The sequence below is a fragment of the Acinetobacter sp. DL27 genome (genome assembly GCF_055810995.1).
Genome location: NZ_CM147947.1, coordinates 3,174,197 through 3,188,434, shown reverse-complemented (window position 1 = coordinate 3,188,434; position 14,238 = coordinate 3,174,197). Strand labels below are relative to the sequence as shown.

General features: G+C 44.5%; 13 protein-coding genes and 1 riboswitch. Of the genes, 5 read left to right on the top strand and 8 right to left on the bottom strand.

Features of this window, described 5'->3' with window-relative positions; translation table 11 throughout:
- Window positions 1-48 precede the first annotated feature (48 nt).
- From AC0KVP_RS15350 to xerD, 3 genes are all read right to left on the bottom strand, one after another.
- The gene (locus AC0KVP_RS15350) at window positions 49-1,353 is read right to left on the bottom strand and encodes a homoserine dehydrogenase (protein ID WP_178928112.1); all 1,305 of its coding nucleotides are present in this window, start codon (window positions 1,351-1,353) and stop codon (window positions 49-51) included.
- Between the two features lie 129 nt (window positions 1,354-1,482).
- Window positions 1,483-2,292 carry a DsbC family protein gene (locus AC0KVP_RS15345; RefSeq protein ID WP_473337743.1) on the bottom strand — a complete coding sequence of 270 codons (810 nt, stop codon included), beginning with the start codon at window positions 2,290-2,292 and terminating at the stop codon, window positions 1,483-1,485.
- Window positions 2,293-2,418: 126 nt separating this feature from the next.
- A complete protein-coding gene (xerD, locus tag AC0KVP_RS15340) occupies window positions 2,419-3,336 on the bottom strand; it encodes a site-specific tyrosine recombinase XerD (RefSeq protein ID WP_010325702.1) in 918 nt (305 codons plus the stop codon).
- A 179-nt stretch (window positions 3,337-3,515) separates the two neighbouring features.
- On the opposite strand from xerD, the gene AC0KVP_RS15335 reads away from it, so the two are divergent.
- The 5 genes from AC0KVP_RS15335 (at window position 3,516) to ftsW (ending at window position 8,633) form a co-directional block, all read left to right on the top strand.
- Window positions 3,516-3,776: a FeoA family protein gene (locus AC0KVP_RS15335; protein ID WP_010325703.1), complete on the top strand. Its 261-nt coding sequence runs from the start codon at window positions 3,516-3,518 to the stop codon at window positions 3,774-3,776.
- The gene (gene feoB / locus AC0KVP_RS15330; RefSeq protein ID WP_473337740.1) at window positions 3,773-5,632 is read left to right on the top strand and encodes a ferrous iron transporter B; all 1,860 of its coding nucleotides are present in this window, start codon (window positions 3,773-3,775) and stop codon (window positions 5,630-5,632) included. Before AC0KVP_RS15335 ends, feoB begins: the two co-directional genes overlap by 4 nt.
- 27 nt (window positions 5,633-5,659) lie before the next feature.
- The gene (locus AC0KVP_RS15325) at window positions 5,660-5,911 is read left to right on the top strand and encodes a DUF6587 family protein (protein WP_473337737.1); all 252 of its coding nucleotides are present in this window, start codon (window positions 5,660-5,662) and stop codon (window positions 5,909-5,911) included.
- A 159-nt stretch (window positions 5,912-6,070) separates the two neighbouring features.
- On the top strand, window positions 6,071-7,417 hold the full coding sequence (gene murD, locus AC0KVP_RS15320; RefSeq protein WP_473337734.1) for a UDP-N-acetylmuramoyl-L-alanine--D-glutamate ligase: 1,347 nt from the start codon (window positions 6,071-6,073) through the stop codon (window positions 7,415-7,417).
- Window positions 7,418-7,436: 19 nt separating this feature from the next.
- Window positions 7,437-8,633, top strand: a complete 1,197-nt coding sequence (gene ftsW, locus AC0KVP_RS15315) for a putative lipid II flippase FtsW (RefSeq protein WP_184118822.1) — start codon at window positions 7,437-7,439, stop codon at window positions 8,631-8,633.
- A gap of 214 nt (window positions 8,634-8,847) precedes the next feature.
- On the opposite strand, the gene gluQRS is transcribed toward ftsW, so the two are convergent.
- From gluQRS to thiC, 5 genes are all read right to left on the bottom strand, one after another.
- On the bottom strand, window positions 8,848-9,768 hold the full coding sequence (gluQRS, locus tag AC0KVP_RS15310) for a tRNA glutamyl-Q(34) synthetase GluQRS (protein ID WP_473337730.1): 921 nt from the start codon (window positions 9,766-9,768) through the stop codon (window positions 8,848-8,850).
- A 2-nt stretch (window positions 9,769-9,770) separates the two neighbouring features.
- On the bottom strand, window positions 9,771-10,298 hold the full coding sequence (gene dksA, locus AC0KVP_RS15305) for an RNA polymerase-binding protein DksA (RefSeq protein ID WP_004692816.1): 528 nt from the start codon (window positions 10,296-10,298) through the stop codon (window positions 9,771-9,773).
- Between the two features lie 209 nt (window positions 10,299-10,507).
- On the bottom strand, window positions 10,508-11,305 hold the full coding sequence (gene cpdA, locus AC0KVP_RS15300) for a 3',5'-cyclic-AMP phosphodiesterase (protein ID WP_473337728.1): 798 nt from the start codon (window positions 11,303-11,305) through the stop codon (window positions 10,508-10,510).
- Between the two features lie 10 nt (window positions 11,306-11,315).
- Window positions 11,316-11,936: an NUDIX domain-containing protein gene (locus tag AC0KVP_RS15295; protein WP_473337726.1), complete on the bottom strand. Its 621-nt coding sequence runs from the start codon at window positions 11,934-11,936 to the stop codon at window positions 11,316-11,318.
- Between the two features lie 75 nt (window positions 11,937-12,011).
- Window positions 12,012-13,904, bottom strand: coding sequence for a phosphomethylpyrimidine synthase ThiC (gene thiC, locus AC0KVP_RS15290; protein WP_473337724.1), 1,893 nt, complete (start codon window positions 13,902-13,904; stop codon window positions 12,012-12,014).
- A 144-nt stretch (window positions 13,905-14,048) separates the two neighbouring features.
- Window positions 14,049-14,176, bottom strand: a riboswitch (TPP riboswitch).
- Between the last annotated feature and the right edge of the window lie 62 nt (window positions 14,177-14,238).

Genomic DNA, 14,238 nt, shown 5'->3' with positions numbered 1-14,238 from the left:
GTGTAGAGCTTGGAGAGGAAGAGAAGAGCGTTCTTTTCCTCAACCCGATTAATTATCAAGCGATTCTAAACGAATTCGCACGATTTCGCCATGAATGACGGGTAAGGCTTGAATTTGAGCAAGTGCCTCGTCCATTTTTGATTCAACGACTGGATCAGTCAAAATCACGATTGGAATAAGGTCTTTTAAGCGTGGTTGTTGCATGATGGCATCGATACTGATGCCTGCACGGCTCAGAATCGTGGTTACATCGGCCAAGACGCCAGTTTGATCTTCTGCATTAATCCGAATGTAATAACCTGTAGTCATTTCTTCACGGCTTAAAATGGGCACATTGGTCAGTGCTTCGAAGGCCAATTGTGGAATCGTTCCAGCACCATCTTCGGTATACGAGATATCACGGACGATATCAATGACATCTGCAACAACCGCAGAAGCCGTTGGGCCTGCGCCTGCGCCTGCGCCATAGTATAAGGTTGGGCCGACAGCATGGGCTTGTACCAAGACAGCATTTTTAACACCGTTGACATTGGCAATCAGTTCTTCCGCAGGGATCAAGGTTGGGTGAACTCGAAGTTCGATGCCATTCGCTGCGCGTCGCGCAATTCCCAAGTGCTTAATACGGAAACCCAGCTCTTCAGCATATTTCACATCTTGTGCTGTGATTTTACTGATGCCTTCGGTATAGACTTTGTCAAACTGTAGCGGAATACCAAAAGCACACGATGCTAAAATCGTGAGTTTATGTGCAGCATCAATGCCTTCGACATCAAAAGTTGGATCAGCTTCGGCATAACCCAGCTCTTGTGCTTCTTTGAGCACATCGGCAAAGGCACGACCTTTTTCACGCATTTCAGTCAGAATAAAGTTACCTGTACCATTGATGATACCTGCTAACCAATTAATCTTGTTTGCTGCTAGGCCTTCGCGCATCACTTTAATGATGGGAATGCCTCCTGCAACCGCAGCTTCATAGGCGATTTGCACGGCATTGTCATCCGCCAGTTTGAACAGCTCATTACCATGTTCAGCAAGTAAAGCTTTGTTCGCGGTGACCACTTGTTTACCATGTAAAATGGCTTCTTTAATCACTTCATATGCAGGGTGGATGCCACCCATGACTTCAACCACAACATCGACATCAGGCTGACGCACAATGTCGAGTAAGTCAGCACTTTGCTTGACCTCATCGCCTAAGTTTAAGTCTGGACGAGGGCGGCGTGTGCCGACATAGGTAATTTGAATTTCACGACCGGTGCGACGTTTAATCTCAGCAGCATTTTCATTTAGTAGTTTAAGGGCACCACCACCCACAGTACCAAGACCGAGGATTGCCAGACGAACTGGTTTCACGTCACACTCCAATTTACTTATATATATTGAACCAAGCCTAGATCATAGCTAAAAAAACTGTGAGACTCTAGGAAAGAAATCATTTTATGTTCAACTATAAATATTAGTTAAATAACAAATAAAAATTAGTTATTTAAGGCGATTTAATAATTCACTTGGGGCCAAATAACCACCGAGATATTCACCATCTTCATTGTAGATCGCAGGTGTCCCATTTACGCCCATGTTCAGACCCAACTGGTATTGATCTCGCACTGGATTTTTACAGGTCGCCGGTGGAAGTTGAGCACCTGAAATCGCTTGATCAAAGGCAGTTTGACGGTCTGCGCTACACCACACACTTTCCATGGCTGGCATGAACTGTTCGCCACGTGGCCATGCAATGTAACGCACCTCAATGCCTTGAGCTGTGATTTCAGGGATGTGTTCGTGCAGTTTATGGCAGTAAGGGCAGCTGGCATCGGTAAAGACATAAACCACATGTTTGGTCTTACCTTTGGCTTTATAAACCAGCAGATCTTCAGTTTTGAGTCCAGCTAGAAGCTTTTTGTTGGCTTCAGCTTGCAGGTTGTCGCTGACGTTGTGGAGGGTTTTATCGCCCAAGCGAATCACATCACCTTGGATAATATATTTACCATCTGCCGTGGTATAAACCGAGCTCATCCCTTCAAGATTGACCCAAAATAAATTTGGCACTTCAGTGGTTTTGATATCGATGATTTTGGCATTGATATTGGCTGTTTTGAAATGTTTTTGAAGAGTGTCAATTAAACGTTGCTTTGCATTGCGTTCCGTCAAAGTCGACGCTTCACCTGTGGCTGGCGCGCTTGCTGTTAAAGAGTCTTGTTTTTTTTCTTCAGTGTTATTTGAACATGCTGTAAATAGAACACTTGAAGCAATGGCACAGGCAATGAACAATGGTTTACGGGTAAATAACATAGATAACCCTTTTTCTTTTGACTTTATAAAAACAGAGCGCCAAGCATAGCAAAAAAAGTCCAGGACTCGGTAATACTTCGTAGTCTTCGTGCTAAAAACAGCTTTAAGTTATGAAGGATCAAGACCTTAAGCCCTTGGGTGATGGCTGGCATGCAGTTGTTGCATACGCACTTGTGCGACATGGGTGTAAATTTGTGTCGTGGACAGATCACTATGTCCCAATAGCATTTGTACTACACGCAAGTCGGCACCGTGATTGAGTAAATGCGTTGCAAAAGCATGTCTTAAGGTGTGTGGAGACAGTTCAGCCTGAATCCCTGCTTGTAAGGCATAGCGTTTAATGGCGTACCAAAAGTTTTGCCGACTCATAATGCCGCCATGTTGAGTTAAAAACAGATAGTCGGTTGCAGATTTATATAATTGCGGACGGGATTCAATTAAGTATTTTTCGACCCATTCCACTGCGATTTGTCCCAAAGGTACCAAGCGTTCTTTATTGCCCTTACCCGTAATCCTTAAATAGCCTTGTTTTAAATTGATTAAGTCCAGGCGTAGATTCAGGAGCTCAGATACACGCAATCCACAGGCATATAAGACTTCAAACATGGCACGATCACGAAGTCCGAGAGCAGTTTCAATATCTGGAGCTTGAATTAAGGCATCCACGTCTTGCTCAGACAAATCTTTAGGCAGTGCACGGCCAATTTTGGGTGTTTTATGTAGTGCGACAGGGTTGTCTGAACGCAGTTTTTGTTCCCGTAGAAACTTAAAAAAAGAACGCAGAGCAGACAGACAGCGCGCAATGGAGCGCGGGCTTTTGCCTTGCTTGGTGAGGGTCAGCAGAACATCGGCGACATCGTCACTGCTCCATTCAGGCATGCTCACCCGACTACACTCGCTGCATTGCAATAAGTCAGAGAGATAAGCATTCCGGGTGTGTGGGCTGACGGTTTGTGCAATGAGATAATCTTTAAAGCCGTGTAAAAAACTGAGCTGAGTTGGAATTTGAACAGGCGCAGGCACACGCGGTTTTTTATTTAACATAAAGCTCTCAAGCACATCATCACGGAAAGACAAAACAAGGAATAGGGGTTTTATTCAATGTAGTGTAATCATTCTCGCTTGTCGATGTGTTATAACAGATGCGAATCATTATCGAATCTGATTTGGTAATTATTCTCATTTGTTTGTATACTGTTCAAAATATTAAAGGGTTGGATGCGGTGCGTTTATCTGATTTAAAAGTCAAACAAACTGCCATCATTAACAAAGTGAATCATACTTTGGATGGCGAAGCTCAGACTGATTTGGTGGCTAGTCGTCTTGAAACATTAGGCTTTGTCGCAGGTACAAAAGTACAGGTGATTACCAAAGGTGTTTTTGGTGGCGATCCAATTTTAATCCAAGTGGGTTTTACACGTTTCGCCTTAAGAAAAGTTGAAGCTGAAAAAATTGAAATTCAAGTCGAAGGAGCACCTAGATGAGTGATGCCTTGCGTGTTGCCCTTGTAGGTAATCCAAACTGCGGTAAAACTTCGTTATTTAACCATCTCACTGGAACCCGCCAAAAAGTAGGTAACTATGCGGGTGTTACGGTTGAGCGTAAAGTTGGTCAATTTACTCTTCCTTCCGGTCAAGCAGTTCGCGTTCTGGATTTGCCAGGGACGTATAGCTTAGATGCGACTAGCCCTGATGAAATGATTACCCGTGACGTGGTGATGGGGAAAATTGCAGAAGAAGGTCAGCAAGATGCTTTCTTATGTATCGTTGATGCAACTAACCTCAAACTTCACCTCGGTTTAGTGATTGAACTGATTGCATTGGGCCGTCCAATGTTAATCGTTTTAAACATGATGGATGAAGCACGTCGCCGTGGCATGCAAATCAATACCCAAAAGCTTTCTGAGCGCTTGGGTGTACCGATCGTTGAAACCGTTGCGGTGCGTAATTCGGGTATTGAAAGCTTGCTCAGTGCTTTAGAGCAGGGCAAATATGCCGTGCCTTATACCGAGTTGACGGGCTTAAAAGGCGACACTGCACATGAGAAAGTAGAAAATTTATTACATGACGCCGTGCAGTACGTCGATGAAGAAGACAAGCGAACTGATTTTCTGGATAAAATTTTTCTACATCCAGTTTTGGGTCTAGTTAGCCTTGCGGTAATGATGTTTATTGTCTTCCAAGCCGTTTTTTCTTGGGCAGCGCCGTTTATGGATGGGATTGAAACCTTCTTTGGCTGGCTGGGTGAAACCATCGGTGGGTCTATTAGCCATCCTTTACTTAACAGTTTGGTGGTAGACGGGATTATTGCGGGTGCGGGCGGTGTCGTAGTGTTCTTGCCGCAGATTTTAATTTTGTTCTTCTTTATCTTGGTATTGGAAGAGTCGGGTTATTTACCGCGTGCCGCGTTTTTGCTAGATAAGCTGATGTTTAAAGCAGGTCTTTCTGGGCGTGCCTTTATTCCGCTCTTGTCTAGCTTTGCCTGCGCAATTCCGGGCATCATGGCATCGCGTACCATTAGTGATCCGCGTGACCGTTTGACTACGATTTTTGTAGCACCGTTAATGACGTGTTCTGCACGTTTACCTGTATATGCCTTGTTAATTGCTGCTTTTATTCCTGAACAAACTGTTTGGGGGATTTTTAATCTGCAAGGTTTAGTGTTGTTTGCTTTATATATGGCCGGGATTGTCAGTGCACTGTGTGTATCTTTCGTTCTGAAATTCTTCCAGAAAGACAAGTCACAACATATGTTGATGATGGAGTTACCAAGCTATCGTTTCCCTGACTTGAAGAATATTTGGATTGGTTTACTTGACCGTGCCAAGATCTTCTTACGTCGTGTAGGTGGTATCATTTTCGCCTTGTCTATTTTGCTGTGGTTCTTGTGTACCTTCCCGCAAGCCCCTGAAGGCGCGACTTTACCTGAAATTGATTATTCATTTGCCGGTATGCTCGGTCATTTACTGCAACCAATTTTTGCACCGCTGGGCTTCAACTGGCAGATTTGTATTGCCTTGATTCCAGCCATGGCTGCTCGTGAAGTCGTGGTGGCAGCTTTAGGTACGGTATATGCCTTATCCGCTGTTGATGAAGATGCCATGTCACAAGGTTTGGCTTCACTCATCAGTAGTGGCGGTGAGCTCGGCTGGTCGGTAGCGACTGGTCTGTCTTTATTGGTGTGGTTTATTTATGCACCGCACTGTTTGGCGACTTTAGCGACGGTCAAACGTGAAACAGGTTCATGGAAAACCGTGAGTTTTATGACCATTTACTTGTTTGGTTTGGCTTATTTCATGTCATTCCTGACCTATCAAATTGCAACGCACTATTTGGGCTAATCGGCGTAAATAGGCGAGGAGATTGAGATGATTGAAATTCTAATTGTTGCTGCTCTAGTGATCTGGAGTGCAGTGGTGGTATTTAAGAAAGTATTTCCTAAGACATCGGGTTCAGTTTTCATGTCCTTGTCCGCACTGTGTGAGGCTCGTGGTTGGACACGTTTAGCAACGTGGTTAAAGCCGTCAATGGTTGGCGGGTGTGGCGGAAACTGTGCCTGCCCAGCAACAGAAGACAGCAATGCGAAAAAGCCTGAAGTTCAGGCGGTGAAGTGGAAATAAAACGATTTTTGCTCACAAATAAAAAAGCCGTCCAAGAGGGACGGCTTTTTTACGCACTGACACAAAAAAAGTGCAGGAAAGTCAAAACAGAAAAAGCATTCAAAACAGCAAAGTGCTAACATTTCCGCAGATAAATCTCAGACCAAGCATGGGGCAAAAATGTTAATACAACGTGGTGGACTTAAGGTCGTTGCAGGGCTCGGCATTTCTGGTGTTGCAGCGGTCAATTTTTTACATAACCAAGGCTACCGCGTTGCAGTAACGGACTCCCGATCGACCCCGCCTGGTCATGACCAAATTCCAGCAGAGGTACAAACCAGTTTTGGTCAGTTTGACGCGGAACTGTTGTTGTCTGCTGAAGAAATCGTTATTAGCCCTGGGCTCGATCCGAAACTACCTGAAATTCAAGCTGCGATTGCCAAAGGCATTCCCGTGGTGAGTGAAATTCAAATCCTACGCCGTGCAACAGATAAGCCAATTATGGCCATTACTGGGTCGAATGCAAAAAGTACCGTGACGACCTTAATTGGTCTGATGGCTGAACATGCAGGTGTGAAAGTCGCGGTGGGAGGCAATCTTGGCCGTCCAGCTTTAGACTTAACCAAGGATGATCCAGACCTATATATTTTGGAGTTATCCAGCTTCCAGTTAGAAACCACATCAAATTTACAGGCTGAGGTTGCGGTGGTGCTGAATATGAGTGAAGACCATCTTGACCGTCATGGCGATATGATGGGTTATCACACCGCGAAGCATCGTATTTTCCAAGGTGTGAAAAAAGTTGTTCATAACCGTGATGACTCGCTCACTCGTCCTTTGGTACCTGATGCTACACCAATGCAAAGCTTTGGTTTAAATGCTCCTGATATGAATCAGTACGGTGTGTTAAGAGATGATGATGGTACGATTTGGTTGGCTCGTGGCCGCACACGGTTATTGAATAGTGCAGAGATGTATATTCAAGGTACACACAATGTTGCCAATGCTTTAGCCTGTTTAGCTTTGGGTGAAGCGATTAATCTTCCGCTTGAGTCGATGTTGGAAACGCTGAAAAGCTTTAAAGGCTTAGAGCATCGCTGTGAGTTTGTGAAAGACGTTGAGGGTGTCCGTTACTATAATGACTCTAAAGGAACCAATGTCGGCGCAACTTTAGCTGCAATTGATGGCTTAGGTGCAGCAATTGCGGCCAAAGGCGGCAAAGTCGCGATCATTTTAGGTGGTCAAGGCAAAGGGCAAGACTTTAGCGCTTTACGTGAGGCTTTGAGCAAATACGTGAAAGTGGCGGTATTGATTGGTGAAGATGCGGCGTTGATTGAAAAAGCCGTGGATGGAACGACGACTTTACTGCATGCTGAGACTTTAGAGCAGGCGGTTGCACTTTGCCAAGCCCATACCCAAGCCCATGATGTCGTGTTATTGTCACCTGCATGTGCAAGTTTTGATATGTTCAGTGGTTACCCACAGCGTGGACATCAGTTTGTCGCTTGTGTGCAAAAACTCCACTAAAAATAATAAGGAAATTGAGATGGCTGAGTTTGCTCAGACAACGATCAATAAAATGAATCAGTTTTATAGCCGTTGGGCGCCGCGTATACCTAGCGAAGTGACACCACGTAATGTGTTAATCTTCTGCGTCGTTGCGTTGTTGTGTTTAGGGTCGATCATGGTCGCATCTGCGTCGATGCCTTATGCTGAACGCCTTCATGAGAATTCATTTCACTATGTCCTTCGTCACGGGATTTCAATCGCGGTGGCGGGCGTTTTGGCCTATGCGGTATACCGAGTTCCGCTCAATGTTTGGTTCAATAACACCTTCCCACTGTGGATCTTGACCATCTTACTGCTGGCTGCCGTATTGGTTGTCGGTACGGAGGTCAATGGTTCAACCCGCTGGATTCGTGTTGCGGGCTTTACCTTGCAGGCTTCTGAGGTTGCCAAAGTGATGATGGCCATTTTCACAGCGGACTATGTGGTACGCCGTGCCGAAGAAGTACGAAACAATATCAAAGGTTTGATCCGTCTCGGTATTATTATGCTTTTGACGGTGGGTTTGATTATCGCGGAGCCCGACTTGGGTGCAACCGTAGTGATTAGTTTGATGATGCTCGGTATCTTCTTCCTTGCTGGCGCGCCGCTGATTCAGTTTGGTATGGCTTTTGGTGCAATCTTTGCGGCCTTTGTCTTTCTGATTGTATTTGAGCCTTACCGTTTTGAACGTCTAATGTCTTTCTCAAACCCTTGGGAAGATCCGCTAGGTACTGGTTACCAGCTTTCCAATGCCTTAATGGCTTTTGGGCGTGGTGAATGGTTTGGTGTAGGGCTTGGCCACAGTGTACAGAAAATGGCCTACTTGCCTGAAGCGCATACCGACTTCATGTTGGCCATTTTAGGCGAAGAGTTTGGCTTTTTCGGGATCACTACTGTCTTAATTCTGTCCTTTACCATGTTGCTGTGCTGTATCAAAGTGGGTCATCGTGCCTTGAAGAATCAGTACCTGCGTGCGGGTTATTTGGCATATGGGGTATCGATTATTTTCTTACTGCAAATTTTAGTAAACGCAGGTATGAATATGGGCATGCTGCCAACCAAAGGTTTGACCCTACCTTTCATTAGTTATGGTGGTTCATCACTGATTATGTGCGCAGTGATGATCAGTTTGATTTTGAAAATTGATGCAACAACACAAAGTGCCAATCCAACCAAAGAAGAATCCAGCTTCTAAGCCGGTTGTTCTTTCATCACGCTATCTGCAGACGAAACTCACTTTTCGTTATGCGGATAGCGTTTGAGCCCTTCCTAAATTGTGTTTCTCATCTGCGTATTTATGCATCATTCTTTCATGATGAATGTGACTGTAATAATCTAATTTTTGAATTTTCTTCAATTGAAACGTTGCGCGCTATGCGTAGTGTTGAGTTTCTGCCGCGATGGTTTTGCTATAAATAGATACCGTGCAGGGTAGTAAGGTGCGGAATCAGTGAAACATCCCATTGTGCAATGGCTTGTTGCAACATTCGTTTAGGATGGTCTAGTTCGACAACTGGCTGATTTAGAGCGCGTATTGCTTGAGCGAGTAGAGCTGGTGCTTGGTTAAGATCCAGCGCTTGTGCCATATTTTGTTTAGACAATTTTTGCCCTTGATCATTCATGGCTAAAGGCAGGTGCATATAGCTAAGACGTGGGTAATCTAGCAGCTGACCTAAATAAATTTGTCGCTCGGTATTATCCAATAGATCTGCACCACGGACCACATGGGTGATGCCCTGTAGATAGTCATCTACCACTACAGCTAATTGATAGTTGATAATGCCATCGCGGCGTTTCAGTACAAAGTCACCGAGCTCATGTGCCAGTTGTGAGCAGTGTCTGCCTTGCAGAGCATCATCAAAACAAATCTCGACATCTTCCACTTTGACGCGAATGGCTTGTTGCTCAAAAGGCAGAGCAAGGTCACGGCAGGTACCTGCATAAATGTGGTTAGAACCGAGCATTTTGCGGGTGCACTGACAGGCATAGACAAGTTTGAGTTGATGCAGTTGTTGAATCACGTCTTCATATAGGTCGAGACGATCTTTTTGGAAAATGATCTCCGCATCGGGCTGAAAGCCGAAAGCCTCGATACAACGTAAGATGTGGCTTTCACTGCCAGGGTAAATACGCGGGATATCGGTATCTTCGATACGAATCAACCATGTGCCTTGATGTGCTTTAGCTTCGCAATAACTGGCAACGGCTGTGATGAGTGAACCAAAATGCAAAGGGCCGGTTGGCGATGGCGCAAACCGGCCCACATAAGCCATCCTGTTGTCCCCCTCCTTATGTAAAGGAGGGGTTGGGGGAGGGTTATTGAATAACATGATTAACCGTTATTTTGCTTCTCTTTGATTTCTGCCAGTGTTTTGCAGTCAATACATAAAGTCGCAGTTGGACGAGCCTCTAAACGGCGCAGACCAATTTCGATGCCACAGGTTTCACAGAAACCATAGTCATCGTTTTTAATCGCTTCAATTGATTGTTCGATTTTGCGGATGAGCTTACGTTCACGGTCGCGTGTACGTAATTCAATTGCAAACTCTTCTTCTTGTGTCGCGCGGTCATTCACATCAGGCAAAGCGGTGTTTTCGTCTTGCATGGTGTTGAGTGTGCGGTCAACTTCTGACATCAACTCTGCTTTCCATGCCAACAAAATTTGGCGGAAGTGCTCAAGCTGACCTTCAGACATGTATTCTTCATTTTTTTTCGGCTGATAAGGTTCAATACCAAATAAGCTTGCAGTAGAACCACCGTCAGTCGCTTTAGGCTTAGTTTTGCGCACACGTTTTGTAGATTTTTCATCTACAACATCAGTTTGTTCGTCTAAGACAGTATTTTGGTTGTCATTCGCCATTTAGGGCAATCCTCATCATATACGTATCTTTAATACGCAAAAAATATGGTGATATGCAAGTGTTTTTATCCACCCTCGAGGAGATTAACCCTCGGGGGTCGTCATCATATAGACTTTTTAAGTATTTTGATAGTCTTTGATGTTTGGATTAAATTGATCACTTTTTCGTAAGAGCAACTAAGGTAATTGAAAACGATAAAAATGAAAAGTTAATAACCTGAAATTTCAACATTTATTTTTTGCTGTGCGTGTAAGACACGTTCTACGTGGGTTTCATGGCTGCCATCTGCGTTTAATTGTAAAATACGATAGCCTGGTGCCTGCTCATCTAAGGCGAAATGATCACTTAAAGGTTTAAATTGGATACTGGTAGACGGCGTCGAGTAAAACTGAATACCATGCCACTCACGCCATGATTCTTGATGGACATGTCCCGACAGCACAATTTTGACATTGTGGTATTTGGCAAGAACCGCAGTGAGGTCTTGGGTGTTCTTGAGTTTATGTTGATCAATCCATTTTGACTGCATTTCAAAAGGATGATGATGACAGGCAATCACAATGTGTTGCTGGGCAAATTCTTGTAGGATCTGTTCTAGTTGGTTCAATTGTGCTTCATCGACCCAGCCATCGATTTTACCTTTGACGGCACTATTGAGTAAAACCACGCTCCAAGGACCAAAGTGAATCACATGAACTTTGTTTTGCTGCTGATGAAAAGGGAAGTGTTCGGCATTGTCATGATTGCCCGGAACCTGATAAAACGGCGTCTTTAAACTCTGCATAAAGTCTAAATAGCGTTGATAGGTTCGAGGCACAGGTACTTGTGCCAAGTCACCTGTATGGACGATGGCATTCAGCTGTGGGTGACGCTCAACAATATGTTGCATCACATGATGAAAGCTTTGCTCTGGATTCATACGTACAAACTCCAGATGATCTTGATCCATCAAGTGCGTATCTGAAATTTGGATAATGGTCCAATTTTTCTCATTATTTAAAGTCATGCCTGACCCCTTAGACATTCCTTGTCGTTTTAATCTGTTGTTGTAGCCATTGCAAGGCCATTATGACAGGCGCATTTCTGAGCCGACCATTGGAAAGTAATGTCTCGATCTGCGCATAATCAATCAGGTGTAATAAAATATTTTCACCTTCATCAGGCATACCAAATACACCACCTTGTTCGGGTAAATCGGCCGCAGCACTATACAGATGAAACAGTTCCGCACAGGCACCTGCAGAAGGATAAAAGCTAAACAGGTGTTGTAAGTCTTCAATCTGACAGCCTGATTCTTCTAATGCTTCACGGCGAATACAGCTTTCTGGTGATTCATCACCATCGAGTACTCCTGCAATAATCTCCAGCTGCCAAGCTGAATCTTGATCATCCATAGCACCAATACGAAATTGTTCAATCAAAGCAAATTTTTGTTGTGCATCATCATAAATTAACACACCAGCAGCTTCAGGGCGCTGAATGAGCTCACGTGAAATCACAGCGGTGTACTCAGTTTGATTAAACAGGCGATGACGTAAATTTACTTTTTCTACTTGAACAAAACCCTGAAAAACAAAGGCTCTGTCTACAATTTGGACATCTTCACGGTGATATGTAGCTTGCTTAATTATGTTCATAAAGCGCAATCAGGATGAAATTTATCATTTCATCCTAACTGAGAATCACATGATTACAAAAGGTTTTTTATCAACTTACACTTTTTGGTACAAGTTTTGTCCGGTTGCATGGAATTGTTTTTTCATGCTATCGAGACCGTTTTCGACCTCTTCTTGCTGAATTTTATTCAGCGTAGCGTTTTGCTGGTTTTGTGCATAATCACGCACGTTTTGGGTGATTTTCATCGAGCAAAACTTGGGACCACACATTGAACAGAAGTGCGCAGACTTGTGCGCTTCCTTCGGCATGGTTTCATCATGCATGCTACGCGCTGTGTCTGGATCAAGACTGAGATTAAACTGATCTTCCCAGCGGAATTCAAAACGTGCTTTAGACAGGGCATTGTCACGGACTTGCGCACCCGGATGACCTTTGGCCAAATCTGCCGCATGCGCTGCAATTTTATAGGTGATGATGCCATCTTTGACGTCTTTCTTGTTCGGCAGACCCAAATGCTCTTTAGGCGTGACATAACACAGCATGGCAGTCCCATACCAACCAATCATCGCCGCACCAATCGCAGAAGTAATATGGTCATAACCTGGGGCAATATCGGTGGTCAATGGTCCTAACGTGTAGAAGGGTGCTTCTTGGCAGACTTCAAGTTGTAGATCCATATTTTCTTTGATCATATGCATAGGCACATGCCCCGGACCTTCAATCATCACTTGCACATCATGTTTCCATGCGCGATGGGTGAGTTCGCCTAAAGTGCGTAATTCAGAGAACTGTGCTTCGTCATTGGCATCTTGGATACATCCCGGACGCAGGCCATCGCCGAGGCTGAATGACACATCATAGGCTTTCATGATTTCGCAGATTTCATCGAAATGTGTATAGAGGAAGTTTTCTTGATGATGGGCCAAACACCACTGCGCCATGATCGAACCACCACGAGACACAATACCAGTGAGGCGATTCGCCGTCATTGGAACATAACGTAATAAGACGCCTGCATGGATGGTGAAATAATCTACGCCTTGCTCCGCTTGTTCAATCAGCGTGTCTTTGAAGATTTCCCATGTCAGGTCTTCCGCCACCCCATCAACTTTTTCTAAAGCTTGATAGATCGGTACGGTACCAATCGGAACAGGTGAGTTACGGATAATCCATTCTCGGGTTTCATGGATGTTCTTCCCTGTGGAGAGGTCCATGATGGTGTCTGCACCCCAACGAGTTGCCCACGTCATTTTTGCGACTTCTTCATCGATTGAAGAGCCGAGAGCCGAGTTACCAATATTGGCATTGATTTTCACCAAGAAGTTTCGGCCAATGATCATGGGTTCAATTTCAGGGTGGTTAATATTGGCAGGGATAATCGCACGCCCTTCAGCCACTTCTTTACGTACAAACTCAGGCGTGATTTCCATCAAGTTATGCGCACCAAAGTTTTGCCCCGCGTGCTGACGTGCATCGACTCCTTCACGTTGACGCTGATTTTCACGAATGGCGATGTATTCCATTTCAGGAGTAATGATGCCTTGTTTGGCATAATGCATCTGCGTGACATTGAGGCCTGCTTTGGCACGACGTGGTTTCTGAATATGCGCAAAGCGAATATCAGCGGTACGAATATCGCGTAAACGTTCTTGGCCAAAGCTTGAACTGAGGCTGTCTAACATTTCGGTATCGTTGCGCTCTTCAATCCAGCTTTCACGGACATTCGGTAGACCTTTGTTCAGATCAATACTGACATTGGTATCGGTATACACGCCCGAGGTGTCATACACCATCACTGGTGGATTGTACTCACCGCCTAAGCCTGTTGGGGTTTCGGTTAGTTCAATCTCACGCATGGGAACTTGAATGTCTGGGCGCGAACCTTGGATATAGACTTTTTTAGAGGCAGGCAAGGTACGGGTGAGATCTTTGGCATCTTGTTCATGTTGTGCTGAAATTTCAGCGGAAAGATTCGTTAACTGGTTCATTGCAATGATCCTTATGAATGACATCAACGAATCAAGCACGACCAAAAACGATGGCAATTGAAGCTATTTCTGTGTGTTGTTGATTTGCGGGTACAAATGCAACGGATGTATTTCTACTGGAAACAGTTCAATGAAAGGCGTTCAGTTTTTAGATGGCTTGATTCCTACGCAGGTCTTAACCTGATCAGGTTCAACGGTACTCAGCTTCAAAACTTTATTGAAAAGTCTTAGCTGATCTCAGCGAGCAATTACTCGCGCTCCGTCAAGCGATGCATCATCTTAACATGCACTGTTGTTAAAAACAGCGACCTTTTTATTCAAAGTGTGAAAGGAG